Annotated in this window: 25 protein-coding genes, 1 pseudogene and 1 riboswitch; of the genes and pseudogenes, 15 read left to right on the plus strand and 11 right to left on the minus strand. The window is 43.7% G+C overall.

The window, feature by feature from the left end; genetic code table 11:
• Positions 1-49: 49 nt before the first annotated feature.
• From PG086_RS06650 to PG086_RS06675, 6 genes are all read left to right on the plus strand, one after another.
• Entirely contained in the window at positions 50-778 is a 729-nt protein-coding gene (locus PG086_RS06650; protein ID WP_084852525.1) for an ABC transporter ATP-binding protein, read from the plus strand.
• Positions 771-2291: an ABC transporter permease/substrate-binding protein gene (locus PG086_RS06655; protein ID WP_270748270.1), complete on the plus strand. Its 1521-nt coding sequence runs from the start codon at positions 771-773 to the stop codon at positions 2289-2291. The genes PG086_RS06650 and PG086_RS06655 overlap by 8 nt, the downstream gene beginning before the upstream one ends.
• 337 nt (positions 2292-2628) lie before the next feature.
• Entirely contained in the window at positions 2629-3231 is a 603-nt protein-coding gene (locus tag PG086_RS06660) for a hypothetical protein (protein WP_000846130.1), read from the plus strand.
• Complete coding sequence (locus PG086_RS06665; RefSeq protein ID WP_000130448.1) at positions 3231-4022, plus strand: energy-coupling factor transporter transmembrane component T; 792 nt, start codon at positions 3231-3233, stop codon at positions 4020-4022. The genes PG086_RS06660 and PG086_RS06665 overlap by 1 nt, the downstream gene beginning before the upstream one ends.
• Positions 3998-4834 (plus strand): ABC transporter ATP-binding protein, encoded by an 837-nt coding sequence (locus tag PG086_RS06670; RefSeq protein ID WP_007521050.1) that lies wholly within the window; start codon positions 3998-4000, stop codon positions 4832-4834. Before PG086_RS06665 ends, PG086_RS06670 begins: the two co-directional genes overlap by 25 nt.
• Positions 4821-5621, plus strand: coding sequence for an energy-coupling factor ABC transporter ATP-binding protein (locus PG086_RS06675; protein ID WP_220107124.1), 801 nt, complete (start codon positions 4821-4823; stop codon positions 5619-5621). Before PG086_RS06670 ends, PG086_RS06675 begins: the two co-directional genes overlap by 14 nt.
• A gap of 224 nt (positions 5622-5845) precedes the next feature.
• Here the strand turns inward: PG086_RS06675 and PG086_RS06680 are convergent, their stop codons facing one another.
• Genes PG086_RS06680 through PG086_RS09735 form a run of 4 tightly spaced genes read right to left on the minus strand, consistent with a single transcriptional unit; the run spans position 5846 to position 7179 of the window.
• Complete coding sequence (locus PG086_RS06680; RefSeq protein WP_001062367.1) at positions 5846-6007, minus strand: hypothetical protein; 162 nt, start codon at positions 6005-6007, stop codon at positions 5846-5848.
• A complete protein-coding gene (locus PG086_RS06685; protein WP_001152920.1) occupies positions 5995-6222 on the minus strand; it encodes a hypothetical protein in 228 nt (75 codons plus the stop codon). Before PG086_RS06685 ends, PG086_RS06680 begins: the two co-directional genes overlap by 13 nt.
• Before the next feature lie 12 nt (positions 6223-6234).
• Complete coding sequence (locus PG086_RS06690; RefSeq protein WP_001287840.1) at positions 6235-6492, minus strand: plasmid replication protein; 258 nt, start codon at positions 6490-6492, stop codon at positions 6235-6237.
• 3 nt (positions 6493-6495) lie between these two features.
• Positions 6496-7179 carry an IS6 family transposase gene (locus PG086_RS09735; RefSeq protein ID WP_420235660.1) on the minus strand — a complete coding sequence of 228 codons (684 nt, stop codon included), beginning with the start codon at positions 7177-7179 and terminating at the stop codon, positions 6496-6498.
• A gap of 39 nt (positions 7180-7218) precedes the next feature.
• Between PG086_RS09735 and pnuC the strand changes: the two are divergent.
• Positions 7219-7725: pseudogene (pnuC, locus tag PG086_RS06705) on the plus strand (nicotinamide riboside transporter PnuC); the annotation flags it as partial.
• Between the two features lie 34 nt (positions 7726-7759).
• On the opposite strand, the gene PG086_RS06710 reads toward pnuC, so the two are convergent.
• Both PG086_RS06710 and PG086_RS06715 read right to left on the minus strand, forming a co-directional pair.
• Positions 7760-8092 (minus strand): glucuronide permease, encoded by a 333-nt coding sequence (locus PG086_RS06710; protein WP_167265197.1) that lies wholly within the window; start codon positions 8090-8092, stop codon positions 7760-7762.
• A gap of 26 nt (positions 8093-8118) precedes the next feature.
• Positions 8119-8673, minus strand: a complete 555-nt coding sequence (locus tag PG086_RS06715; protein ID WP_270748450.1) for a TetR/AcrR family transcriptional regulator — start codon at positions 8671-8673, stop codon at positions 8119-8121.
• Between the two features lie 132 nt (positions 8674-8805).
• Between PG086_RS06715 and PG086_RS06720 the strand changes: the two genes are divergently transcribed.
• Positions 8806-9696, plus strand: a complete 891-nt coding sequence (locus PG086_RS06720) for a cation diffusion facilitator family transporter (protein WP_270748276.1) — start codon at positions 8806-8808, stop codon at positions 9694-9696.
• Between the two features lie 33 nt (positions 9697-9729).
• Here the strand turns inward: PG086_RS06720 and galR are convergent, their stop codons facing one another.
• Positions 9730-10734 carry a DNA-binding transcriptional regulator GalR gene (gene galR, locus PG086_RS06725; protein ID WP_167265201.1) on the minus strand — a complete coding sequence of 335 codons (1005 nt, stop codon included), beginning with the start codon at positions 10732-10734 and terminating at the stop codon, positions 9730-9732.
• Between the two features lie 164 nt (positions 10735-10898).
• Here galR and PG086_RS06730 point away from each other — a divergent pair, with 164 nt between their 5' ends.
• The 3 genes from PG086_RS06730 to PG086_RS06740 all read left to right on the plus strand — a co-directional run bounded on the left by PG086_RS06730 (position 10899) and on the right by PG086_RS06740 (position 14051).
• Positions 10899-12077, plus strand: a complete 1179-nt coding sequence (locus tag PG086_RS06730) for a galactokinase (RefSeq protein WP_167265203.1) — start codon at positions 10899-10901, stop codon at positions 12075-12077.
• 18 nt (positions 12078-12095) lie between these two features.
• Entirely contained in the window at positions 12096-13577 is a 1482-nt protein-coding gene (locus tag PG086_RS06735) for a UDP-glucose--hexose-1-phosphate uridylyltransferase (protein WP_270748278.1), read from the plus strand.
• Positions 13578-13646: 69 nt separating this feature from the next.
• On the plus strand, positions 13647-14051 hold the full coding sequence (locus PG086_RS06740; protein ID WP_049538104.1) for a PaaI family thioesterase: 405 nt from the start codon (positions 13647-13649) through the stop codon (positions 14049-14051).
• A 32-nt stretch (positions 14052-14083) separates the two neighbouring features.
• Here PG086_RS06740 and PG086_RS06745 read toward each other — a convergent pair whose 3' ends face one another.
• The 4 genes from PG086_RS06745 to PG086_RS06760 all read right to left on the minus strand — a co-directional run bounded on the left by PG086_RS06745 (position 14084) and on the right by PG086_RS06760 (position 17814).
• Positions 14084-15346 (minus strand): nucleobase:cation symporter-2 family protein, encoded by a 1263-nt coding sequence (locus PG086_RS06745; RefSeq protein WP_167265208.1) that lies wholly within the window; start codon positions 15344-15346, stop codon positions 14084-14086.
• On the minus strand, positions 15346-15927 hold the full coding sequence (locus PG086_RS06750; protein ID WP_000770380.1) for a xanthine phosphoribosyltransferase: 582 nt from the start codon (positions 15925-15927) through the stop codon (positions 15346-15348). The genes PG086_RS06745 and PG086_RS06750 overlap by 1 nt, the downstream gene beginning before the upstream one ends.
• 432 nt (positions 15928-16359) lie before the next feature.
• Positions 16360-16455: riboswitch (purine riboswitch) on the minus strand.
• 133 nt (positions 16456-16588) lie between these two features.
• Positions 16589-16975: a bleomycin resistance protein gene (locus PG086_RS06755; protein ID WP_061452820.1), complete on the minus strand. Its 387-nt coding sequence runs from the start codon at positions 16973-16975 to the stop codon at positions 16589-16591.
• Positions 16976-16986: 11 nt separating this feature from the next.
• Positions 16987-17814: an exodeoxyribonuclease III gene (locus PG086_RS06760; RefSeq protein ID WP_270748284.1), complete on the minus strand. Its 828-nt coding sequence runs from the start codon at positions 17812-17814 to the stop codon at positions 16987-16989.
• Positions 17815-17947: 133 nt separating this feature from the next.
• Here PG086_RS06760 and PG086_RS06765 point away from each other — a divergent pair, with 133 nt between their 5' ends.
• Genes PG086_RS06765 through PG086_RS06780 form a run of 4 tightly spaced genes read left to right on the plus strand, consistent with a single transcriptional unit; the run spans position 17948 to position 22567 of the window.
• Positions 17948-18403 carry a DUF3290 family protein gene (locus PG086_RS06765; protein ID WP_049479039.1) on the plus strand — a complete coding sequence of 152 codons (456 nt, stop codon included), beginning with the start codon at positions 17948-17950 and terminating at the stop codon, positions 18401-18403.
• A complete protein-coding gene (locus PG086_RS06770) occupies positions 18400-19035 on the plus strand; it encodes a DUF421 domain-containing protein (protein ID WP_033584298.1) in 636 nt (211 codons plus the stop codon). The genes PG086_RS06765 and PG086_RS06770 overlap by 4 nt, the downstream gene beginning before the upstream one ends.
• A 54-nt stretch (positions 19036-19089) precedes the next feature.
• Positions 19090-20835 (plus strand): ABC transporter ATP-binding protein, encoded by a 1746-nt coding sequence (locus PG086_RS06775; protein WP_270748287.1) that lies wholly within the window; start codon positions 19090-19092, stop codon positions 20833-20835.
• On the plus strand, positions 20825-22567 hold the full coding sequence (locus PG086_RS06780; RefSeq protein WP_167265218.1) for an ABC transporter ATP-binding protein: 1743 nt from the start codon (positions 20825-20827) through the stop codon (positions 22565-22567). Before PG086_RS06775 ends, PG086_RS06780 begins: the two co-directional genes overlap by 11 nt.
• The last annotated feature ends 37 nt before the right edge of the window (positions 22568-22604 follow it).

Consider the following 22604-nt stretch of genomic DNA (forward strand, 5'->3'; position numbering starts at 1 on the left):
AGGTTGGTAACTTGACCAACCGAGGAAAATTTTAAATTGAGGACAAAGAATGATTGAATACAAAAATGTAGCGCTACGCTATACAGAAAAAGATGTTTTGAGAGATGTCAATTTACAGATTGAGAATGGGGAGTTCATGGTTTTAGTTGGGCCTTCTGGGTCTGGTAAGACGACCATGATCAAGATGATTAACCGTCTTTTGGAACCAACTGATGGAAATATATACATGGATGGTAAGCGCATCAAAGACTATGATGAGCGTGAGCTTCGTCTTTCTACTGGTTATGTTTTACAGGCCATTGCTCTGTTTCCCAATCTAACGGTTGCGGAAAATATTGCCCTCATTCCTGAGATGAAGGGCTGGAGCAAGGAAGAAATTGCTCAGAAAACAGAAGAGCTTTTGGCTAAAGTTGGTTTACCAGTGGCTGAGTATGGCCATCGACTTCCTAGTGAACTATCTGGCGGAGAACAGCAACGGGTCGGCATTGTCCGAGCTATGATTGGCCAGCCTAAGATTCTCCTCATGGATGAGCCCTTTTCAGCCTTGGATGCTATTTCGAGAAAACAGTTGCAGGTTCTGACGAAAGAATTGCATAAAGAGTTTGGGATGACAACGATTTTTGTGACGCATGATACGGATGAAGCTTTGAAATTAGGTGATCGTATTGCTGTTTTGCAGGATGGAGAGATTCGTCAGGTGGCGAATCCCGAGACGATTTTAAAAGCGCCTGCAACAGACTTTGTAGCAGACTTGTTTGGAGGTGGTGTTCATGACTAATTTGATATCAACTTTTCAGGATCGTTTTGGTGATTGGGTAACAGCTCTATCTCAACATTTGCAGTTGTCACTTTTGACCCTGTTACTAGCTATTTTTATAGCGATTCCTTTGGCTGTTTATCTTCGCTATCATGAGAAATTGGCGGATTGGGTTTTGCAGATTGCAGGGATTTTCCAGACTATTCCGTCCTTAGCATTACTGGGACTCTTTATCCCCTTGATGGGAATTGGGACCTTGCCGGCTTTGACAGCTCTAGTGATCTATGCGATTTTCCCAATTTTGCAAAATACCATCACTGGGCTAAAGGGAATTGATCCAAGTCTACAAGAGGCTGGGATTGCCTTTGGGATGACCAGGTGGGAGCGTCTCAAGAAGTTTGAAATTCCACTTGCAATGCCTGTTATCATGTCTGGGATTCGGACGGCAGCGGTCTTGATTATCGGTACGGCAACCTTGGCAGCCTTGATTGGTGCTGGGGGACTGGGTTCCTTTATCCTTTTGGGAATTGACCGCAATAATACCAGTCTGATTTTGATTGGGGCACTTTCTTCAGCAGTGTTGGCTATTGCCTTTAACTTCCTACTAAAAGTGATGGAAAAAGCGAAATTGCGGACGATTTTCTCTGGTTTTGCCTTGGTGACAATCTTGCTCGGTCTGTCTTATAGTCCAGCCCTCTTAGCTCAAAAAGAGAAAGAAAACTTGGTTATTGCTGGGAAATTGGGACCGGAACCAGAAATTTTGGCTAATATGTATAAACTCCTCATTGAAGAAAATACCAGTATGACTGCGACTGTTAAACCGAATTTTGGGAAAACAAGCTTCCTCTATGAAGCTCTGAAAAAAGGGGATATTGACATCTATCCTGAATTTACGGGTACGGTGACTGAAAGTTTGCTTCAACCAGCACCTAAAGTGGGGCATGAGCCAGATCAGGTTTATCAAGTGGCGCGTGATGGCATTGCCAAACAGGATCATCTTGCCTATCTCAAACCCATGTCTTATCAAAATACCTACGCTGTAGCTGTTCCGAAAAAGATTGCTCAAGAATATGGCTTGAAGACCATTTCGGACTTGAAAAAAGTGGAAGGGCAGCTGAAGGCAGGTTTTACACTCGAATTTAATGACCGTGAAGATGGCAATAAGGGCTTGCAATCAATGTATGGTCTCAATCTCAATGTAGCGACCATGGAGCCAGCCCTTCGCTACCAGGCAATTCAGTCAGGCGATATTCAAATCACAGATGCCTATTCAACTGATGCGGAATTGGCGCGTTATGATTTGCAGGTCTTGGGAGATGACAAGCAACTCTTCCCACCTTATCAAGGAGCTCCACTAATGAAAGAAGCTCTTCTCAAGAAACATCCTGAGTTGGAGAAAGTTCTCAATAAATTGGCTGGTAAAATTACTGAAAGCCAGATGAGCCAGCTCAACTACCAAGTCGGTGTTGAAGGCAAGTCAGCAGAACAAGTAGCCAAGGAGTTTTTACAAGAACAAGGTTTGTTGAAGAAATAGTTTGAAAATGTCAAACTCAACTTGCTTAAACGACTATAGAAAAGAATGCTCAGACAATGTCGTCTGGGCTTTTTTGATATTAGAGTTACTGAATGTCTTTCAAAATGGAAAATAAGAGGAAATTTTTAGGATTTTCTAAAATTTTACTGTAAATACACTTGACTATTCACAAAATAGGTGTATAATGTGTTGTGAACTACTTAACAAATAAAGATTTCCAGCTCATGTCGACTAAGGATGGAAATCTTGTGTATAGACAGTTCAGTAGATATATAATAGAGCGTTGCGTCCGAAAGTCTATCCAGACACGGCTCTTTAAAAACAAAAGGAGAAGATTATGAAAACAGAACCGATTCATCGTACCAGTATGTGGAAATTTAAGTTAAGTGCTGCCACCATGACTTTGATTCCCGCTGCCGTGGGGATTAACTATGTTGCCAAAGCCTTGGCGGAGGGGTTAAAGTTGCCCGTTTGGCTGGGGTCTTTGGGAACCTTTCTTACCAGCATGTTGGCTGGGCCGGTTGCCGGTGCCATTAGTGGTTTCATCAACAACGTGATCTATGGGCTGACCTTATCGCCAATTTCAACCGTGTATGCGATTACCAGCATCGGAATTGGGATTGCTGTCGGAGTTTTGCACGCCAATGGGTGGTTCTCGTCAGCGCGACGAGTATTTGTTTCTGCTATTATTATTGCCATCGTTTCAGCTGTCATTTCAACGCCACTCAACGTCATCTTTTGGGGTGGTCAGACCGGTATCGCTTGGGGTGACTCATTGTTTGCGGTAATGGTCGCCAATCATGCACCAGTGTGGCTGGCCTCATTTACCGATGAGTTTGTCTTGGATATTTTGGATAAAGTCTGCGTGGCCTACCTGGCATTCTTCATCTATCGTCAGCTGCCGAAGCGGATGGTGCACTTCTTTAGCGATGATAAATGATGACTGATAAAACATTGATTTCTGGAGCGCCACGGGTCAAGCTCAAGTGGTACCAGGTGATCGATCCGATTACTAAGCTCTTGTTCATCTTGGACATGACGTTGTTGAGCTTTGCCAGTATGAATTTATTGCTTCAGGCCGGATTAATTCTTGTCGCAACACTGCTATTGTTATTTTCCAAATTGAGTTCTACCACCTTTAAGGCGCTGGGATTCAGCCTGTTTCTGATTTGCACCATGCTGATCATCCAAGGGTTATTTTACAGTCGGAATCAAACTGTGCTGTTTTCTGTGCTTGGGGTGTCGTTCTACAAAGAAGGCCTGATTTACGCCACCACTCTGGGTTGTCGAGTATTGGTGATTATTTTGACCAGTGGCTTTTTTATGGTGACCACGAGTATTTCAGAAAACGCGGCCTATTTGGAACTGTCCGGATTGTCTTATAAAACCGTCTACGTTCTGATGTCGGTGTGTTATATTTTGCCGGAAATGATGCGCAATATGCGGAAAATCCAGCAGGCACAAAAAGTTCGCGGAACCAATCCGCAAAAAACGTTGATTCAGAAATTAAAGTCAGTCCTGCCGGTTCTAATTCCATTGGTGATTAAGACCTTGGATCAATCGATGACGCGGTCGATTTCTCTCCAACTGAGAGGTTTTGATAATCTCAACCGGACTGTCAGAACCTCCCAGCGCGTGTATCGCCTGTCGCGGACGCTGCACATTGGTCTGACTGGATTGGCAATTTTATTGATTGGGTGGAAGATATGGACGAAGATAAACGGATTGTAATTGAAAATTTGACCACCCGTTATCCGGGTACTGAGCAACCACAACTGCGTCAGATTAACGCGGAGGTTCATACCGGCCAGGTGGTTGGGATTATCGGGAATAGCCACTCCGGCAAATCGACTTTGTGCCGTGTGCTGGCAGGGGTCATTCCCAAAATTATGTCTGCTGAGATTGAGGGCGATTGGCACATGTTTGGCCAGCGAGTGTCTGACAATTGGCCCGTTTATAATGCCATGAATGGAGTTGTACTGCAAAATCCAGCTGGCCAACTAAGCGGGTTGGCAGACACGGTTGCCGATGAAATCGCCTTTGACTTGATTAATCAGGGAATGGCTGAAGGACTGATTCAAAAACGGGTTGAAGAAGTTGCCACGCAAATGGGGTTGATTGAACAGCTGAATTTGCGTCCCGAGAGCCTTTCCGGTGGTCAGATCCAGCGGTTGGCAATTGCCACGGCGATTGTGGCTAATCCGGCTGTTTTGATTATGGATGATCCGACCAGTGAGATGGATCCCCTTGGCCGCCGGCAATTTTTCCAATGGCTGGCCCAAGTCAAAGAGACGACTGTCTTCATTGTCACCAGTGAAATTGACGATTTGTGCGAAGTCGCCGACGTTGTGTGGGTGCTGCACGAGGGTCAAATGGTAGCCCAGGGCAGGCCGGGTGAGGTGTTTAATCATTTGGCAGCTGACTGGCAGATTCCAGCCCCGACAATCCAGCAACTTGCTCAAAAAATGGATTGGCACTTGGCTGATGGCCGGTATCCGGTGAATTACGCTGATCTGAAGGAGGTTCGTTATGTCCACAATTGAACTGAGCCACCTGACGTTCACTTATCCGGAACGGTCCTTTAGCTTGGATGTTGAAGACAAACACTTCGCCGATCCGATGGTGGCGATTGTCGGCCAAAATGGTGCCGGCAAATCAACGCTCTTCAAATTGTTGACGGGTTTGCTGACACCACAAACCGGTGTGATTAAGATCGATGGAGAAAATTTTAATGATCTTAAACCAGTCGAAAAGTTACTGAAGGTTGGGATTACTTTTCAGAATCCTGACGATCAGCTTTTCAACCCGACCGTTCAACGAGAGGTGGAGTGGAATGTCGCGCAGGTCATGAATGACCACGACACGATTACGAGGCGGGCTTTAGCGGCTCTAAAAAGAGTTGGCTTGGATGATAAAACAGCTGAAAGTCCATATGACCTGTCATTGTCGGAACGCAAGCTGTTGAGCGTTGCCACAGTTTTGGCAGTGGATCCGGCGATTTATTTATTTGATGAGCCGATGATGTCGCTTGATTGGGAAAGCCGGCGCAAGTTGACCGCAATTTTCCATCAGTTGGCTGATTCGGGCCACCAAGTTGTGACCATCACCCATGACATGGATTGGGTCGCCGCCGAGTTTGAGTCGGTGTATGTTATGGAACACGGGAAGTTTGGCTTCGCCGGCAGTCCACGGGAATTGTTCAGCAATCACGAACTTGTCCAGCGAGTGGGATTACTACCACCGCGGATTATGGACATAGCGGAGTCGCTGGGTGATTCACAGACATATTTATCGGTTAATGATTATTGCCAGAAAAATCGAGATGTATAGAAAAAGTCACCTCTGCGGGTTTTCCAGGTTGAAGGATTAACTTCAGCTTCTGGCAAGAACTCACATGGGTGACTTTTGTGTTTAATAACGTTTCATGATCATCGGGTGCTTCCTCAGATCACTCGGTTTGATTTTACTTTGTTTCATGGTCATAATCATATACCATTTCTTTTGGATTTTTTGTTTGACTAATACAAAATAGGTCTTCATAGGTCTTCGCATTTTTAGCGCCCATTAGGATCATCAGTATAATTTTCTGAATTAGGAGACTGTCCCATCACTATTCGAACTTCGTCTCCCAACTTACGCTGTTCCCATTCATCCGTGAATCCTTTAAATCGCAATTCTGGAACTTTCTTTTTAACTGAATCATCTATTTTCGCCATAGTCCCCACCATTTTATTGGTTTTTCTTGTTCTTCTATCCTTTTTTGATCTTTGATTTGTTCCTGCAAATTTTCCAACTTCTCTTTAAGAGCGTTCACTTCATCTTTATATTGATTGTCTAAGTGTTTGAATTCTGTTTCCTGTGAGGGCATTTTGAGGGCTTTTAAGTTATCATTTTCCGCCTTGTATTCTTCTAGCAACTTTTTATCTTGCAAGGCTAATCGTTGTTACTGGTCTAACAAATTAGTTAGTTTTTCTATTTGTTGGTCTTTGCTACTTATTTGTTGGTCTTTGGTATTTGATTTGCTACTACTTTCTACTTTACCTAAAATTATTTTTTCTGCTTTAGAATTTATTAGATTAGACCCATTGGAACTTTTAAGCTGTAATTCTTTTGGTAACCTTTGGTAGTGATATTGAATATTTTGTTTTGTAACACTCAACTCATCCGCCAGCTCTTTGATCGTTTTTAAGTCTTCACTCATGGTTTAAGTCCTGCCTTTTAACCGTTGGTAGATATTGTTCAATGGCTTTTTGAGGTAGCGTGCGATATTATGCTTAGAATATTCTTCACGTCTGCTGGCAACATAAGACAAGTGGTCTTTAACACTATTTAGCCCTCTTAATTCTTTCAGTTCGTCATAGAGGGGGTAAACATGGACTTGCAATCTTGCCATGATTTTTGTATCTTGCATTTCAAACGGACTTAGCAACATATTTTCTAGCAATAGCGTGGTGTACTTGCTTTTCATTGCTTCAATAGCTAGCTTATCTTCGGTTTCTGCTTTGCGTGCTTTATCTTCTTGATAGGCGGTATCTTCTAACTTATAGCTGTTATCGTCTGCTCGACGTTTCTTTCGTAACCAGATATCCAATGTTAAACCGTCCGCATCAATCGCTCGATAGAGATAATGCCAACGCCCCTTAATTTTGATATAGGTTTCATCCATTTTCCACGAATAGAAGGACTGTTTATTTTTCTTTTTCCAGAGATGATAGAGGATTTTACTGTATTCTTGAACCCACCGATAAATCGTAGTGTGGCAAACATTTATTCCACTGTCATAAAGCAATTCCTGAACTTCACGATAGCTCAGATTGTAACGTAGGTAATAACCAACAGCGACAATGATGACGTCTTGTTGGAATTGTTTGCCTTTAAAATGATTCATCTCTCAAGCCTTACTAACCTTTTTTCTGCTCTTTGAGAAGCTGAAGGTCGTGCTAGTAACTACCTATTTGGTTTAATTAATTCCATCATTTATCTGGTGCTTGCCCTTCAAAAAGGCTTCTATGGTGAGGTTTTAACAACTCTCTATTTTACAATTATGCAGCCAATTGGTCTCTTGGTTTGGATTTATCAAGCCCAGTTTAAGAAAGAACAACAAGAGTTTGTCGCACGTAAACTAGACGGCAAGGGTTGGACAAAGTATCTTTCTATTAGTGTTCTTTGGTGGTTGGCCTTTGGGTTTATTTATCAGTCTATCGGAGCTAATCGTCCCTATCGTGATTCTATCACTGATGCGACCAATGGTGTAGGGCAAATCCTCATGACAGCTGTTTACCGTGAACAGTGGATATTCTGGGCGGCTACTAATGTCTTTTCAATCTATCTCTGGTGGGGAGAAAGCCTGCAAATCCAAGGGAAATACCTGATTTATCTCATTAACAGTCTAGTTGGTTGGTACCAGTGGAGCAAGGCAGCAAAAAGCGCTTAAAAAGTAAAAAAGGATCAGAAGATCCTTTTTTGTGTTAGAGCAAAATGAGTAACACGGTAATAACGATAGCGCTCGTTATACGAATGATGTGGTGCGATATATGTTGACTTTCTTGCTGTTGCCCGTTCCAGTAGGCACCATAGCAGACGATACTCGAACCCACAATCCATAGTAGAATGGTTGCAACTGGAACGAAGTAAAAGATGGCTAGAGCCAGAGATGTGAGGCAACTGCCGACCAAGATGCACATGTTTCCCAGACTGTAGTTCTTTTGTTTCATGGCTGAAAAAGCAGCAGCAAGGTGAAGCAATGAGAAGGCGAGAGCTAGTACAATTGTTAGTATTCCTAGAATCATCGAAGTTAACATAGTTTGTTCCTTTCTGAGTTTCAGGCTTAGTTATCAAGTGGAGTTGTAGAGGTCATCTCTATTACATCAAGGTAAAATCTCACCACTTGGTCTTCGGTATATGATTTTCCTTTTTTTAGCCACCAAGTTAGAGTTTCGATAAAGTTCGTCACAACAAAATGCTGGAGGTAGGAAGCCGGTATGTTCGGATAGGCTTCTTGCAAGTCATCCGCCACCATGGGGTAAACATGGTGTTCGAGCTCCTTGTGTAGTTGGCGGAGGAAGTAGTCGTTTTTGGAAAAAAGGAGACTGGTGACGTGGTCCTGATTTTTTTGAAAATGTAAAAAGATATGAGCGAGGTAGTCCTCGGTAGTAAAGTGTCCTTCCCTTTCAAAGAGATGATGAAAGAGGTAGCGACAGAGTTCATCTAAAAGCAGTTCCTTACTCTCGTAATGACAGTAAAAAGTAGAACGTCCAACATCTGCGAGGTCAATGATATCCTGGACAGTAGTGGCATCATAGCCTTTGTCGTTCAAAAGTTGTAAAAAAGCTTGATAGATGGCTTTTTTAGTCTTGTTGACTCGACGGTCTCTTTTTAGCATATAGACACTTGTGACAAACTGTTCAGAACTGAACATGGCTGACAGTTTGCTTCTATCCTTTCTTTGGATTTTATTAGATAATACAAATGAAAGAAGTATGTATATACCCATTATACCAAAGGAGGGAGAGAAATGAGTTCTAAAACATCAATCTGGTTAGCTTTTTTCTTAAATTTAAGCTATGCTATTGTTGAGTTTATCGCAGGAGGAATCTTTGGTTCGAGTGCTGTTCTTGCTGATTCTGTTCATGACTTAGGAGATGCTATAGCCATTGGCATATCAGCCCTTTTAGAAACAATCTCAAACCGAGAAGAAGATGGGCAGTACACCTTGGGTTACAAGCGTTTCAGCCTTTTAGGGGCTATGCTAACTGCTGTGATTCTTATGATAGGGTCTGTCCTAGTGATTTTGGAAAATGTCACAAAGATCGTTCACCCACAACCCGTTAATGAGGAAGGGATCCTCTGGCTGGGAATCATTGCACTGGCCATTAATGTGCTAGCTAGTCTAGTAGTCCGTAAAGGAAAGACAAAGAACGAGTCAATTCTTAGCTTGCATTTTTTGGAAGACACCCTTGGTTGGTTGGCTGTCATTCTAATGGCGATTATCCTTCGGTATACAGATTGGTATATCCTCGATCCGCTTTTGTCTCTAGTTATTTCTATCTTTATTCTATCGAAAGCCATTCCTCGCTTTTGGAGCACGCTGAAAATTTTCCTAGATGCTGTGCCAGAAGGGGTTGAGACAAGTGATTTGGAGAAGGATTTAGAGGCTCTACCAAATGTCAAAAGTGTCAATCAACTTAGCATTTGGTCCATGGACGGTCTGGAGAACAATGCCCTTGTCCACATTTGTATCTGGGATTGGGAACAGATGATGGAGACCAAAGAAGTGGTGCGTCAATTTTTAGAAGAAAGAGGCGTGCAGAATATCACTATTGAAGTGGATAGCAGTCAAAGCAATCATGCGCAACATAAGCGGAGGGTGAGAGAATTAGAGCAGAAGCATGGGCATTATCATTAGAAAAACGACCTCGCTAGAGGTCGTTTTGTTATCCTATTCATTCCTTGTACTTTCCCTCAAAGTCAGTCTAGTTCCCAGCATGGTCAGGCTAGGGATTTTGCGACCGTGGAGAACTTCCTTGTTAAGAATTTCCATACCTGCTCGGCCCATTTCCTCGGTATAGACTGTGATGCTAGATAGGGGAGGATAGACCTGCTTGGTCAGGCTAGTGTCATTAAAAGAAATGAGGCTGACGCGGTCTGGTAGGCTGATTCCAGCTTCTTGAAGGGCACGAAGGGCACCGATGGCTAAACTATCGCTGGCTGCGAAAAATGCTGGTGGGAGTTGTTCTCCTAGCTTGTGAATGGCCTCTTTCATCAAGTCATAGCCAGACTGGGCGGTAAAGCTTCCCTGAAAGACCAGTTCTTCATTGTAGATTCCCTTTGCTTGGGTATAGTCTTTGAAATTTTCAAGTCGCTTATCCTGGATGATTTCTTCCTGGTCGGTTGTTTCCTCAAGACCTGTTAGAATGCCAATCCGATCCAGTCCCTGACTGAGGAAATAGTCTACAACTTGTTTTACAGCAGTGTAAAAGTCAGTGATAATACAGGTATGTCTCAATGAAAGTGTATCACTGTCTATAAAGACCAGGGGCTTTTGGTATTCTTCAAAGGCAGAAATCTGTGATCGACTGAACTTTCCAATACAGAGTATCCCGATTACTTCCTCGCTCAGTGTAAAAGGATGGTCATTAAAATAGCGCAAGATATCATAGTCCAACTCTTGGGCCCTTTTTTCAATACCGAGACGAATCTGATAATAGTAAAGATCATCAAGCTCCCCTTGTTCGCTGACCCATTGGATAATGGCAATCTTTTGCTTGGGTTTGTGGGATTCGCCTGTCTTGAGGTGCTTGGTATAGCCCAGCTCTTCAGCGACGGTTAAAATACGGTGTCTGGTTTCTTCTGTGACAGATAGACTCTGGTCGCGATTGAGGACACGGGATACGGTCGCGATAGAGACAGAGGCTAGCTGTGCAATGTCTTTTAAGGTAGCCATAAATCCTCCTTCTTTTAGGTTAGTATATCATATTTTTATTCTTTTTACCGATTTTTTAGTAAAACTTTAGTAAAAAGGATTGACCTTGGTAAAATCCTTGGATACAATAGAAGAAAACGATTACACGTTAAGGTGACTTAACGGACAGTCAAAGGAGAATTCATATGACACAACATCTTACTGCTGAAGCCCTTCGCAAAGACTTTCTTGCCGTTTTTGGTCAAGAAGCAGACCAAACCTTCTTTTCACCAGGCCGTATCAATTTGATTGGTGAACACACGGACTACAATGGTGGACATGTTTTCCCAGCAGCTATTTCCTTGGGAACTTATGGGGCGGCTCGCAAGCGTGACGACCAAGTCTTGCGTTTCTATTCAGCCAACTTTGAGGACAAAGGTATCATCGAAGTGCCTCTTGCTGACCTCAAGTTTGAAAAAGAGCACAACTGGACCAACTATCCAAAAGGGGTTCTCCATTTCTTGCAAGAAGCTGGGCACGTCATTGACAAAGGTTTTGATTTTTATGTTTATGGGAATATCCCAAATGGTGCTGGCTTGTCTTCATCAGCATCCTTGGAACTCTTGACAGGGGTCGTGGCAGAGCATCTCTTTGATTTAAAACTAGACCGTTTGGATTTGGTTAAAATCGGAAAACAAACAGAAAACAACTTTATCGGAGTCAACTCTGGTATCATGGACCAGTTTGCTATCGGTATGGGAGCTGACCAACGCGCTATTTATCTAGATACCAACACCTTGGAGTACGACTTGGTGCCACTTGATTTGAAGGACAATGTCGTTGTTATTATGAATACCAATAAACGCCGTGAATTGGCGGATTCTAAATATAATGAGCGCCGTGCTGAGTGTGAAAAAGCAGTGGAAGAATTGCAAGTCGCCTTGGATATTCAGACCTTGGGTGAATTGGACGAGTGGGCCTTTGACCAATACAGCTATCTGATCAAAGACGAAAATCGTTTGAAACGTGCTCGTCATGCTGTGCTTGAAAACCAACGTACCCTTAAAGCTCAAGCTGCCCTTCAAGCAGGTGATTTGGAAACATTTGGTCGCTTGATGAATGCGTCACACGTTTCTCTTGAGCATGATTATGAAGTAACTGGCTTGGAATTGGATACCCTTGTCCACACAGCTTGGGATCAAGAAGGTGTTCTCGGTGCTCGTATGACAGGAGCAGGTTTTGGTGGCTGTGCCATTGCCTTGGTGCAAAAAGATACTGTTGAGGCATTTAAAGAAGCTGTAGGCAAACACTACGAGGAAGTAGTTGGATACGCTCCAAGCTTCTATATTGCTGAAGTTGCAGGTGGCACTCGCGTCCTTGACTAGTCAAAAGGAGGCTCTATCGTGACCTTAGTAGATAAATTTGTAACACACGTTATTGCTGAAAGTTCATTTGAGGAAATGGATAGAATCTACCTGACCAATCGTGTCTTGGCACGAGTGGGAGAAAGTGTTTTGGAAATTGAGACGGATCTGGATAAAGTGATTGACCTCAAAGACCAGTTGGTTGAGGAAGCGGTTCGATTAGAGACGATTGAGGATAGCCAGGCTGCGCGTGAAATCCTCGGTGCTGAACTAATGGACTTGGTAACACCTTGTCCAAGTCAGGTCAATCGTGACTTCTGGGCAACCTATGCCCAATCTCCCGAACAGGCAATTGCGGACTTCTACCAACTTAGCCAGAAAAATGACTACATCAAACTCAAGGCCATTGCTAAGAATATTGCTTATCGTGTTCCATCTGACTACGGAGAACTTGAGATTACCATCAACCTCTCTAAGCCTGAAAAGGATCCAAAAGAAATAGCTGCGGCCAAGTTGGTGCAAGCTAGCAATTATCCCCAGTGTCAACTTTGTCTAGAGAACGAAGGCTACCATGGTCGGGTTAACCATCCAGCTCGTAGTAATCACCGGATTATCCGTTTTGAAATGGCGGGTCAGGAGTGGGGTTTCCAGTATTCGCCCTATGCTTATTTTAATGAGCACTGTATTTTCTTAGATGGGAAGCATCGTCCCATGGCGATTAGTCGTCATAGCTTTGAGCGCCTTCTGGCTATCGTAGAGCAGTTTCCAGGCTATTTTGCAGGCTCTAATGCGGACCTGCCGATTGTGGGAGGTTCCATTCTCACTCATGATCACTATCAAGGAGGCCGTCACGTATTTCCTATGGAATTGGCTCCCTTGCAAAAGACTTTCCGATTTACTGGATTTGAGCAGGTCAAGGCTGGGATTGTCAAGTGGCCTATGTCAGTGCTACGTTTGACTTCGGATTCCAAAGAGGATTTGATCAACTTGGCGGATAAGATTTTGCAGGAATGGCGCCAATATTCAGACCCTGAAGTACAGATTTTGGCAGAGACAGACGGGACACCACACCATACCATTACACCCATTGCCCGTAAACGCGATGGACAGTTTGAGTTGGACTTGGTCTTGCGGGACAATCAGACATCGCCAGAGCATCCTGATGGCATCTATCATCCCCACAAGGATGTCCAACATATCAAGAAGGAAAATATCGGCTTGATTGAGGTCATGGGCTTGGCTATTCTTCCACCTCGTTTGAAGGCAGAAGTGGAGCAAGTTGCCAGCTACCTCGTGGGAGAAGGGGTTACAGTTGCCGACTATCATCAGGAATGGGCAGACCAGCTCAAAGCCCAACATCTGGACCTAGCAGATAAAGAAAAAGCCCTTGAAATCGTCAAGGACTCTGTGGGTGACATCTTTGCACGTGTTCTGGAGGACGCGGGGGTTTACAAGCAGACGAAACAAGGACAGGCAGCCTTTATGCGCTTTGTAGAACAGGTCGGAATTTTGCCAGACTAGGAGCTTTCTCCTTGCATAGTCCTATAAAAAGTAGTATCATAGGGTCGTTTGAAATATCAGGAGGAAACGATGAAAGATTTTCATTTTGACGCTATATCTGCCTTTGAAAATTACGAAATTGAACAAATGAGAGATGGTCACGTTGTGGTGACGACGAAAATAGTGGACTCGTCGCTCAACTACTATGGCAATGCCCATGGAGGTTATCTCTTTACACTTTGTGATCAGATTAGTGGTTTGGTGGTTATCTCGCTGGGGCTAGATGGAGTGACGCTTCAGTCCTCTATCAACTACCTCAAGGCAGGAAAACTAGATGATGTACTGACCATTAAAGGAGAATGTGTCCATCATGGACGCACAACCTGTGTGGTAGATGTCGATATCACCAATCAAGAAGGCAGAAATGTCTGCAAAGCAACCTTTACCATGTTTGTCACAGGCCAGCGGTCTGAAAAAAGACAGGTAAGGATATAGAGAAACAAAAAAGAGGTGTGAGCCTCTTTTTCTTATTTCTTTTTCCGATTTAATACGGCATTGAGTACAATGGCAAGTAGGCTGGCTACGACGATTCCGTTTGAGAAGAACATTTGGAAGGCTGTCGGCATGCTGACAAAGAGATTACTGTTATTGAGTCCGACACCTGCAGCGATGGAGACAGCTGCGATAAGGAAGTTATGTTCATTGTTAGCAAAATCAACGCGGGCGAGGATTTGCATCCCTTGAAGGGAAACAAAGCCAAACATCACCAGCATGGCCCCTCCAAGAACAGGGCTCGGAATGATTTGGGCAAGGGCGCCAAACTTAGGTAGGAGTCCAAGGAGGACTAGGAAACCAGCTGCATAATAGATTGGCAGACGAGTCTTGATACCTGACAATTTAACCAACCCAACGTTTTGTGAAAATCCTGTGTAAGGGAAGGTGTTAAAGATTCCTCCGAGAAGTACGGCTAAACCTTCTGCACGATAACCGTTGCGCAGGCGCGTGCTGTCGATTGGGTCTTTCGTGATATCAGACAAGGCTAGGTAAACACCAGTCGACTCAACCATAGACACCGTTGCGATGATACACATCATGACAATAGAAGAGATTTCAAAGGTTGGGATACCAAAGTAGAGGGGAGTTGGGACATGGACAAGCGGTGCTGCCGCAACAGGTGAGAAGTCAACCAAGCCCATGGTAGCAGCAATGGCAGTTCCAACAACCAGACCAATCAAAATGGAGATAGACTTGATAAATCCTTTGGTAAAGATGTTGATCAAGAGGATAATTAGAACAGTGATGGCTGCAAGCAAAAGACTTTGACCAGTTGGCTCTGGGACGTTATTTCCCATATTTCCAATAGCGACAGGAATCAGGGTCAATCCAATCGTGGTAATGACAGAGCCTGTTACGATAGATGGGAAGAGATTGGCAACTTTTGAGAAAATGCCTGAAATCAGAACCACATAAATCCCTGAAACGATAAGGGCACCAAACATAGCTCCGCTACCGTGACTTTGTCCAATCATAATTAAAGGAGCGACGGATTGGAAGGCAACTCCGAGAACGACTGGTAGTCCAATACCAAAGTATTTGTTGAGTTGGAGTTGAAGGAAGGTGGCCACCCCACACATGAAGATATCTGTGGAGATTAGGTAGGTCAACTGCTCAGCTGAATAGCCAAGAGCTGTCGCAATCATGATGGGAACCAGGATAGAACCTGAATACATGGCTAGTAAGTGCTGCAAGCCAAGAACGGCTGCTTGTGAATGTTTTTCTTGTTTTTGCATTAGAGATCTGCCTCCTTAAATACGACCTGACCATTTTCAAAACGATCCAAACGGGCCAGTGATAGGACTGGATAGCCTGCTTTTTCAAGCAAATCACGACCATCTTGGAAGGATTTTTCGATAACAATTCCGATAGCTTCGACTTTTGCTCCAGCTTGTTCGATGATTTGGATCAAGCCTTTGGCAGCTTGGCCATTAGCAAGGAAATCGTCAATAATCAAGACCTTGTCCTCTGGTGAAAGGAATTTTCCAGCGATGGAAACGGTGCTGGTCACCTGCTTGGTAAAGGAGTAGACTTGGGCAGTTAAGATACCTTCGTTCATGGTGATGTTTTTAGCTTTCTTGGCGAAAATCATGGGGACATCTAAGGCTTCGGCAGTAAAAATGGCTGGGGCAATGCCTGAAGCTTCAATGGTTACGACCTTGGTAATGCCAGCAGAAGCGAATTTGTCCGCAAATACCTTACCAATCTCTCGCATCAAGCTAAAGTCAACTTGGTGGGTTAAAAAGGAATCTACCTTGAGGATGTTGTCACCCAAGATATGCCCATCCTCGAGGATGCGCTCTTCTAATAATTTCATAAGACCTCCTAAAGTCTAAAAGCCAGTTTACTTGTTGGTTAACTGTTTCTATAGTGAACCAGTTTGCTAGTACTATATATTTGATAAAACTAGTACGAGCGAAGCGAGTTTTATCAAATATTTCCCGCCGTAGTGGTATCATAGACAATAATCTTGTTATTGTCTATGACGGGATTTTTGAGAGTAAAATAGTTCGGGGAACTATTTTAGCCTAAGCCTAGAAATGAAAGAGCTAGGGGCTCAAAAATTAGGGATGAAATTCCCTGGATTCCTGAAATTACTCACAGGGTAATTTCACCTCCCGTCCGCACTAATTAAGGGAAATATTAAAAATATTAAATTTTACCTTGAAGGCTAGCTTTAGCAAAATACTAAAAAAGAACCTACTTAATCCCCTAAGTAAGTCCCCAAAATAGGTATGGCCAACACCATACCTTCAGCTGACATACTCATTGTTAGGTGTTCCGGCACCTTGTAGAAACGTCGTGCCAATTCACGACATAAACAAGTAAAATGATATTCAATTTTAAATAGGCTACTGCCAATGTTTTTATTTTACACCAATTAGCTTTATAAATCAAATTTTTTGTTAGTAAATAGATCATAAAAGCGAACGAATAAAAGGCTGCAACGCTATATAGTATTGTAGCCTTTTGTTCTTTTATTCGCTAAATCTTAAAAAATAGCCATCGGGATCCAAGACTGCAAATTCGTGAGGATAGATATAATGATCCCCAACACGAAATGTTCTCTTGGTCAGCGGACGATGGATAGGATAGTCAGCTTCCAGCAGTTTTTGGTGGAGCTGAGGGACATCTTCAATGCCAAAGGAAATATTGACACCGCGCCCGAAAGGATAGGTTAGTTGGGCTAATTCTTCTGTACTGCCTTCTTCTAGCATAAGTTGGCAGTCTTCAAGTGAGAGGAAGAGAAATTTCTCCTCTGGACGCTCGTATTCGACAGAAAATCCCAGCAAGTCGCAGTAGAAGTGGCGTGACTTTTCGAGGTCAGATACTACAAATTCAGGAATGACAGCTTGATAGTCCATTAGCTTTCTCCTTAGAGTTCAATTTCCAATACAATCGGCGTATGGTCTTGACGCGCACCCGAGTCAATCATGTCAGACTTGGTCACCTTGTCAGCCACGCGGTTGCTAGTGAGCCAGTAGTCGATTCTCCAGCCTGTATTGTTGATTTTAGAAGTCTTACTGCGTTGCGCCCACCAGGTGTAACATTCAGGCACATCGCCGTGAAGATGACGGAAGGTGTCGGTAAATCCAGTTGCCAAGAGGTTGGTAAAGCCAGCACGTTCTTCGTCTGTAAATCCTGGTGAACGGCGGTTGCTGGCAGGATTTGCAAGGTCGATTTCCTTGTGGGCTACGTTGTAGTCACCCGTCGCAAGGACTGGTTTTTCTTTGTCTAACTCAGCTAGATACTCAGCATATTTGACATCCCAGACTTGACGGTCACCCAAGCGTTTGAGTCCATCGCCAGCATTAGGTGTATAGACCTGGGTGACGAAGAAGTCGTCAAATTCCAGCGTAATAATGCGACCTTCCAAGTCCATGGTAGACGGAGCACCGATTTCTGGGAAGCTAATCGTTGGTGTGAGTTCTTTCTTATAAAGGAACATGGTTCCAGCATAGCCTTTACGAGCAGGTTCTTGGGAAGAACGCCAAGTGTTTTCATAACCTGGGAAGAGTTCTTCTAAAATTTCCAAGTGTTTTTTTGTAGGCCCTTTTGCTGAAAGCTTGGTTTCCTGGATAGCGATAATATCAGCATTTTCGGCTACCAAGGTTTGTAGGACTTCTTGGGACAATTTTGCACGAGCTGAGTCGCTCGTTAGGGCCGCATTGAGGGAATCGATATTCCATGATATGAGTTTCATAAAGTTACCTTTTTCATTCAGATTACAGACTATATTATACCAAAAAAAGGCGCATTTCCCCAACGTATGGTTTGAAAAATCACCCTCTTTCGTTTATAATTAAGAATGATTTTATGAAAGGGAGTGAAAATACATGAAATTCTATTCTTATGACTATGTCCTCAGCCAAATCGGTCAGCAAAATGGCATCATGATTGGTTTAGGGATTGTTTTATTAGCTGTGACAGGATTTTTGGCCTTCAAGGCTTATCATGATAAAAAGGGGACCAAATTTCGTGAGTTGGTCATGATTTCAGCCTTAACCTTATTAGCTCTCCTTTTGGTCAGCATCACGACTTATCAAAACAATCAAGTTTCTAACAATAAATTTCAAGCTTCACTTCATTTCATCGAGCTTGTTTCCAAAGATTTGGGAGTTGACAAGTCGGAAGTTTATGTCAATACTTCTGCAGACACGGATGGAGCACTCCTCAAGGTGGGAGATCGCTATTATCGTGCCCTAAACGGAAGTGAGCCAGACAAGTATCTCTTAGAGAAAGTCGAATTGTATAAAACAGATGCAATTGAACTGGTGGAGGTGAACAAATGACACTCAATTATATCGAAATTTTAATCAAACTAGCCTTGGGACTCTTTTCTCTGGTTTTCGTGATTAATGTGACAGGAAAGGGCAACCTAGCGCCTAACTCAGCAATAGACCAAATTCAGAACTATGTACTTGGGGGGATTATCGGCGGGGTGATTTACAATAGCGCCATCAGTATCCTTCAGTATGCAGTTATCCTGATTATGTGGACCATTCTGGTCTTGACTCTCAAATGGCTCAACAATAATGTTTACTTTGTGAAACGTTTGATTGATGGGAAGCCAACCCTGCTCATCAAAAATGGGAAGATTGATCCAGAAGCCTGCCGTTCGGTTGGTTTATCAGCAGCGGATGTAGCTCTTAAGCTTCGTAGCCAGGGAATTTTCCAAATGAAACAAGTCAAACGCGCTGTGCAGGAGCAAAATGGCCAACTCATCGTAGTCCAAATGGGAGATGAAAATCCCAAGTATCCTGTTGTCACAGATGGCGTCGTCCAAGTAGAAATTTTGGAGTCCATTGGTCGGAGCGAAGAATGGCTGCTTGATAACCTCAGCAAACAAGGATATGACAATGTGGCCAATATCTTTATCGCTGAGTACGACAAGGGTGTCGTAACAGTCGTAACCTATGAATAAGAAAAACCTGAGGTCCTTGCCTCAGGTTTCCATTTGCAATCAGAAAGGGAGTTTATGTCCATTATTCAAAAACTCTGGTGGTTTTTCAAATTAGAAAAGCGCCGTTATCTAGTCGGAATTGTGGCCCTGGTCTTGGTTTCCGTCCTTAATCTTATTCCCCCCATGGTTATGGGGCGGGTGATTGACGCCATCACTGGGGGACAATTAAGCCAGCAGAACCTCCTTCTTAATCTATTTTATCTACTGCTGGCAGCCTTTGGGATGTACTATCTGCGCTATGTTTGGCGCATGTATATCCTTGGGACTTCCTACCGTCTGGGGCAGATTATGCGCTCTCGCTTGTTTGAGCATTTTACTAAGATGTCGCCAGCCTTTTATCAGACCTATCGGACGGGGGACTTGATGGCACACGCTACCAATGATATCAATGCCCTAACTCGTCTTGCAGGTGGAGGAGTCATGTCAGCAGTGGATGCTTCCATCACGGCGCTAGTAACCTTGATGACCATGCTTTTTAGCATCTCATGGCAAATGACCTTGGTTGCCATTCTACCCCTGCCTTTCATGGCTTATGCGACTAGTCGTCTAGGGAGAAAGACTCACAAGGCTTTTGGCGAATCACAGGCTGCCTTTTCCGAACTCAATAACAAGGTGCAGGAGTCTGTATCGGGTATTAAAGTGACCAAGTCTTTCGGTTATCAGTCTGATGAATTGGCATCTTTTCAGGAAGTAAATGAATTGACCTTCCAGAAGAATCTCCAAACCATGAAATACGACAGTCTCTTTGACCCCATGGTTCTCTTGTTTGTTGGTTCATCCTATGTTTTAACCCTCTTGGTCGGTTCCTTAATGGTGCAGGAGGGGCAGATTACAGTTGGGAATCTGGTCACCTTTATCAGTTATTTGGATATGTTGGTCTGGCCTCTTATGGCTATTGGTTTCCTCTTTAATATTACTCAGCGAGGAAAGGTTTCTTATCAGCGGATTGAGGATCTTTTATCTCAGGAATCACCTGTAAAAGATCCTGAATGTCCTCTGGACAGTATCGAAAATGGACGTTTGGAGTACGCCATTGACAGCTTTGCCTTTGAAAATGAGGAGACACTGACGGATGTTCACTTTAGTCTGGAAAAAGGGCAAACCCTAGGCTTAGTCGGGCAGACAGGCTCTGGGAAAACGTCCTTGATTAAACTTCTCTTGCGAGAATACGATGTGGATAAGGGAGCTATTTATCTAAACGGTCATGATATTCGGGACTATCGTCTGACAGACCTTCGCAGTCTCATGGGCTATGTCCCTCAGGATCAGTTTCTCTTTGCGACCTCTATCTTAGACAATATCCGCTTCGGCAATCCTAACTTCCCCCTTTCAGCAGTTGAGGAAGCGACCAAGCTAGCACAAGTTTACCAAGATATTGTAGACATGTCTCAGGGATTTGATACAGTTATCGGTGAAAAAGGAGTCAGTCTTTCTGGTGGTCAAAAGCAGCGTCTGGCCATGAGTCGGGCTATGATTTTAGATCCTGATATCTTAATTCTAGATGATTCCTTGTCAGCCGTGGATGCCAAGACAGAGTATGCGATCATCGACAATCTCAAGGAGACGCGGAAGGATAAGACAACCATTATTACAGCACATCGTCTCAGTGCGGTTGTCCATGCAGATTTGATTTTAGTTCTGCAAAATGGACAGATTATCGAACGAGGTACGCACGAAGAACTGCTTGCCCTGGATGGCTGGTATGCCCAAACCTACCAGTCTCAGCAGTTGGAAATGAAAGGAGAAGAAGATGCAGAATAAGCAAGAACAATGGGCTGTATTGACGCGCTTGATGTCCTATCTCAAGCCCTATGGCCTCCTGACCTTTTTGGCACTCAGTTTTCTCCTTGCGACTACGGTCATTAAAAGTGTCATTCCCCTTGTGGCTTCCCACTTTATCGACCAGTACCTCAGCAATCTCAATCAGTTTGCTATTACAGTTTTATTAGCCTACTATGGCCTCTATATCCTGCAAACTCTGGTCCAGTATGTTGGCAATCTTCTCTTTGCGCGGGTGTCCTACAGTATTGTCAGAGATATTCGTCGGGATGCCTTTGCCAATATGGAGAAACTGGGCATGTCTTATTTTGATAAGACGCCAGCAGGCTCCATCGTTTCTCGTTTGACAAATGATACCGAGACCATCAGTGATATGTTTTCGGGAATTTTATCCAGCTTTATTTCAGCAGTTTTCATCTTTCTGACAACTCTGTATACCATGTTGGTGCTGGATTTTCGTTTGACAGCTTTAGTCTTGCTCTTTCTCCCCTTGATTTTCCTTTTGGTCAATCTCTATCGGAAAAAATCAGTCAAAATCATCGAAAAAACCAGAAGTCTCTTGTCGGATATCAATAGTAAGCTGGCAGAGAATATCGAGGGAATTAGGATTATCCAGGCCTTTAATCAAGAGAAGCGTCTGCAGGCAGAATTTGATGAGATCAACCAAGAACACTTGGTCTACGCCAACCGTTCTGTAGCCTTGGATGCCCTCTTCTTGCGCCCTGCCATGAGTTTGCTGAAACTCCTAGGATATGCCGTTTTGATGGCCTACTTTGGCTATCGTGGTCTTTCTATCGGGATAACGGCCGGAACTATGTATGCCTTTATCCAGTATATCAATCGTCTTTTTGATCCCTTGATTGAGGTGACGCAAAACTTTTCAACCCTTCAAACTTCCATGGTGTCTGCAGGCCGTGTCTTTGCTTTGATTGATGAGACAACCTATGAGCCTCTTCAAGAAGATGGGAAAGCCAAAGTTCAAGAAGGCAATATCCGTTTTGAACATGTGTGTTTCTCATATGATGGCAAACATCCGATTCTGGATGATATTTCCTTTTCAGTTAAGAAGGGCGAAACCATTGCCTTTGTAGGTCATACAGGTTCCGGGAAATCTTCCATTATCAATGTCCTCATGCGCTTTTATGAATTTCAGTCAGGCCGCGTTCTCTTGGATGATGTGGATATCAGGAACTACAGTCAGGAAGAGCTGAGAAAGAACATCGGTCTAGTCTTACAGGATCCCTTCCTCTATCATGGAACCATCAAGTCCAATATTGCCATGTATCAAGACATTAGTGATGAAGAGGTCCAGGCTGCGGCTGCCTTTGTTGATGCAGATTCCTTTATTCAGGACCTTCCGCAGGGCTATGATGCCCCCGTTTCTGAGCGTGGTTCGAGCTTTTCTACTGGCCAGCGTCAGCTTCTTGCCTTTGCTAGAACAGTTGCTAGTCAGCCTAAAATCTTGATTTTGGATGAAGCGACAGCCAATATTGACTCTGAAACAGAAAGTTTGGTTCAAGATTCCCTAGCTAAGATGAGACAGGGGCGGACAACCATTGCCATCGCTCATCGTCTTTCGACCATCCAGGACGCCAACTGCATTTATGTTTTGGACAAGGGACGCATCATTGAGAGTGGAACCCATGAGGAACTCTTGGCCTTGGGAGGAACCTATCACAAGATGTATAGTTTGCAGGCAGGGGCCATGTCCTAATACTCTTTGAAAATCTCTTCAAACCATGTCAGATTTA

The organism is Streptococcus halitosis (genome assembly GCF_027691175.1).
Taxonomy (GTDB): domain Bacteria; phylum Bacillota; class Bacilli; order Lactobacillales; family Streptococcaceae; genus Streptococcus; species Streptococcus halitosis_A.

Excerpts from the sequence above, each read along its gene's own strand:
- PG086_RS06650 (WP_084852525.1), top strand. The coding sequence starts at position 50 with ATGATTGAATACAAAAATGTAGCGCTACGCTATACAGAAAAAGATGTT.
- PG086_RS06655 (WP_270748270.1), top strand. The coding sequence starts at position 771 with ATGACTAATTTGATATCAACTTTTCAGGATCGTTTTGGTGATTGGGTA.
- PG086_RS06660 (WP_000846130.1), top strand. The coding sequence starts at position 2,629 with ATGAAAACAGAACCGATTCATCGTACCAGTATGTGGAAATTTAAGTTA.
- PG086_RS06665 (WP_000130448.1), top strand. The coding sequence starts at position 3,231 with ATGACTGATAAAACATTGATTTCTGGAGCGCCACGGGTCAAGCTCAAG.
- PG086_RS06670 (WP_007521050.1), top strand. The coding sequence starts at position 3,998 with ATGGACGAAGATAAACGGATTGTAATTGAAAATTTGACCACCCGTTAT.
- PG086_RS06675 (WP_220107124.1), top strand. The coding sequence starts at position 4,821 with ATGTCCACAATTGAACTGAGCCACCTGACGTTCACTTATCCGGAACGG.
- PG086_RS06680 (WP_001062367.1), bottom strand. The coding sequence starts at position 6,007 with ATGGCGAAAATAGATGATTCAGTTAAAAAGAAAGTTCCAGAATTGCGA.
- PG086_RS06690 (WP_001287840.1), bottom strand. The coding sequence starts at position 6,492 with ATGAGTGAAGACTTAAAAACGATCAAAGAGCTGGCGGATGAGTTGAGT.
- PG086_RS09735 (WP_420235660.1), bottom strand. The coding sequence starts at position 7,179 with ATGAATCATTTTAAAGGCAAACAATTCCAACAAGACGTCATCATTGTC.
- PG086_RS06710 (WP_167265197.1), bottom strand. The coding sequence starts at position 8,092 with ATGTTAACTTCGATGATTCTAGGAATACTAACAATTGTACTAGCTCTC.
- PG086_RS06715 (WP_270748450.1), bottom strand. The coding sequence starts at position 8,673 with ATGCTAAAAAGAGACCGTCGAGTCAACAAGACTAAAAAAGCCATCTAT.
- PG086_RS06720 (WP_270748276.1), top strand. The coding sequence starts at position 8,806 with ATGAGTTCTAAAACATCAATCTGGTTAGCTTTTTTCTTAAATTTAAGC.
- galR (WP_167265201.1), bottom strand. The coding sequence starts at position 10,734 with ATGGCTACCTTAAAAGACATTGCACAGCTAGCCTCTGTCTCTATCGCG.
- PG086_RS06730 (WP_167265203.1), top strand. The coding sequence starts at position 10,899 with ATGACACAACATCTTACTGCTGAAGCCCTTCGCAAAGACTTTCTTGCC.
- PG086_RS06740 (WP_049538104.1), top strand. The coding sequence starts at position 13,647 with ATGAAAGATTTTCATTTTGACGCTATATCTGCCTTTGAAAATTACGAA.
- PG086_RS06745 (WP_167265208.1), bottom strand. The coding sequence starts at position 15,346 with ATGCAAAAACAAGAAAAACATTCACAAGCAGCCGTTCTTGGCTTGCAG.
- PG086_RS06750 (WP_000770380.1), bottom strand. The coding sequence starts at position 15,927 with ATGAAATTATTAGAAGAGCGCATCCTCGAGGATGGGCATATCTTGGGT.
- PG086_RS06755 (WP_061452820.1), bottom strand. The coding sequence starts at position 16,975 with ATGGACTATCAAGCTGTCATTCCTGAATTTGTAGTATCTGACCTCGAA.
- PG086_RS06760 (WP_270748284.1), bottom strand. The coding sequence starts at position 17,814 with ATGAAACTCATATCATGGAATATCGATTCCCTCAATGCGGCCCTAACG.
- PG086_RS06765 (WP_049479039.1), top strand. The coding sequence starts at position 17,948 with ATGAAATTCTATTCTTATGACTATGTCCTCAGCCAAATCGGTCAGCAA.
- PG086_RS06770 (WP_033584298.1), top strand. The coding sequence starts at position 18,400 with ATGACACTCAATTATATCGAAATTTTAATCAAACTAGCCTTGGGACTC.
- PG086_RS06775 (WP_270748287.1), top strand. The coding sequence starts at position 19,090 with ATGTCCATTATTCAAAAACTCTGGTGGTTTTTCAAATTAGAAAAGCGC.
- PG086_RS06780 (WP_167265218.1), top strand. The coding sequence starts at position 20,825 with ATGCAGAATAAGCAAGAACAATGGGCTGTATTGACGCGCTTGATGTCC.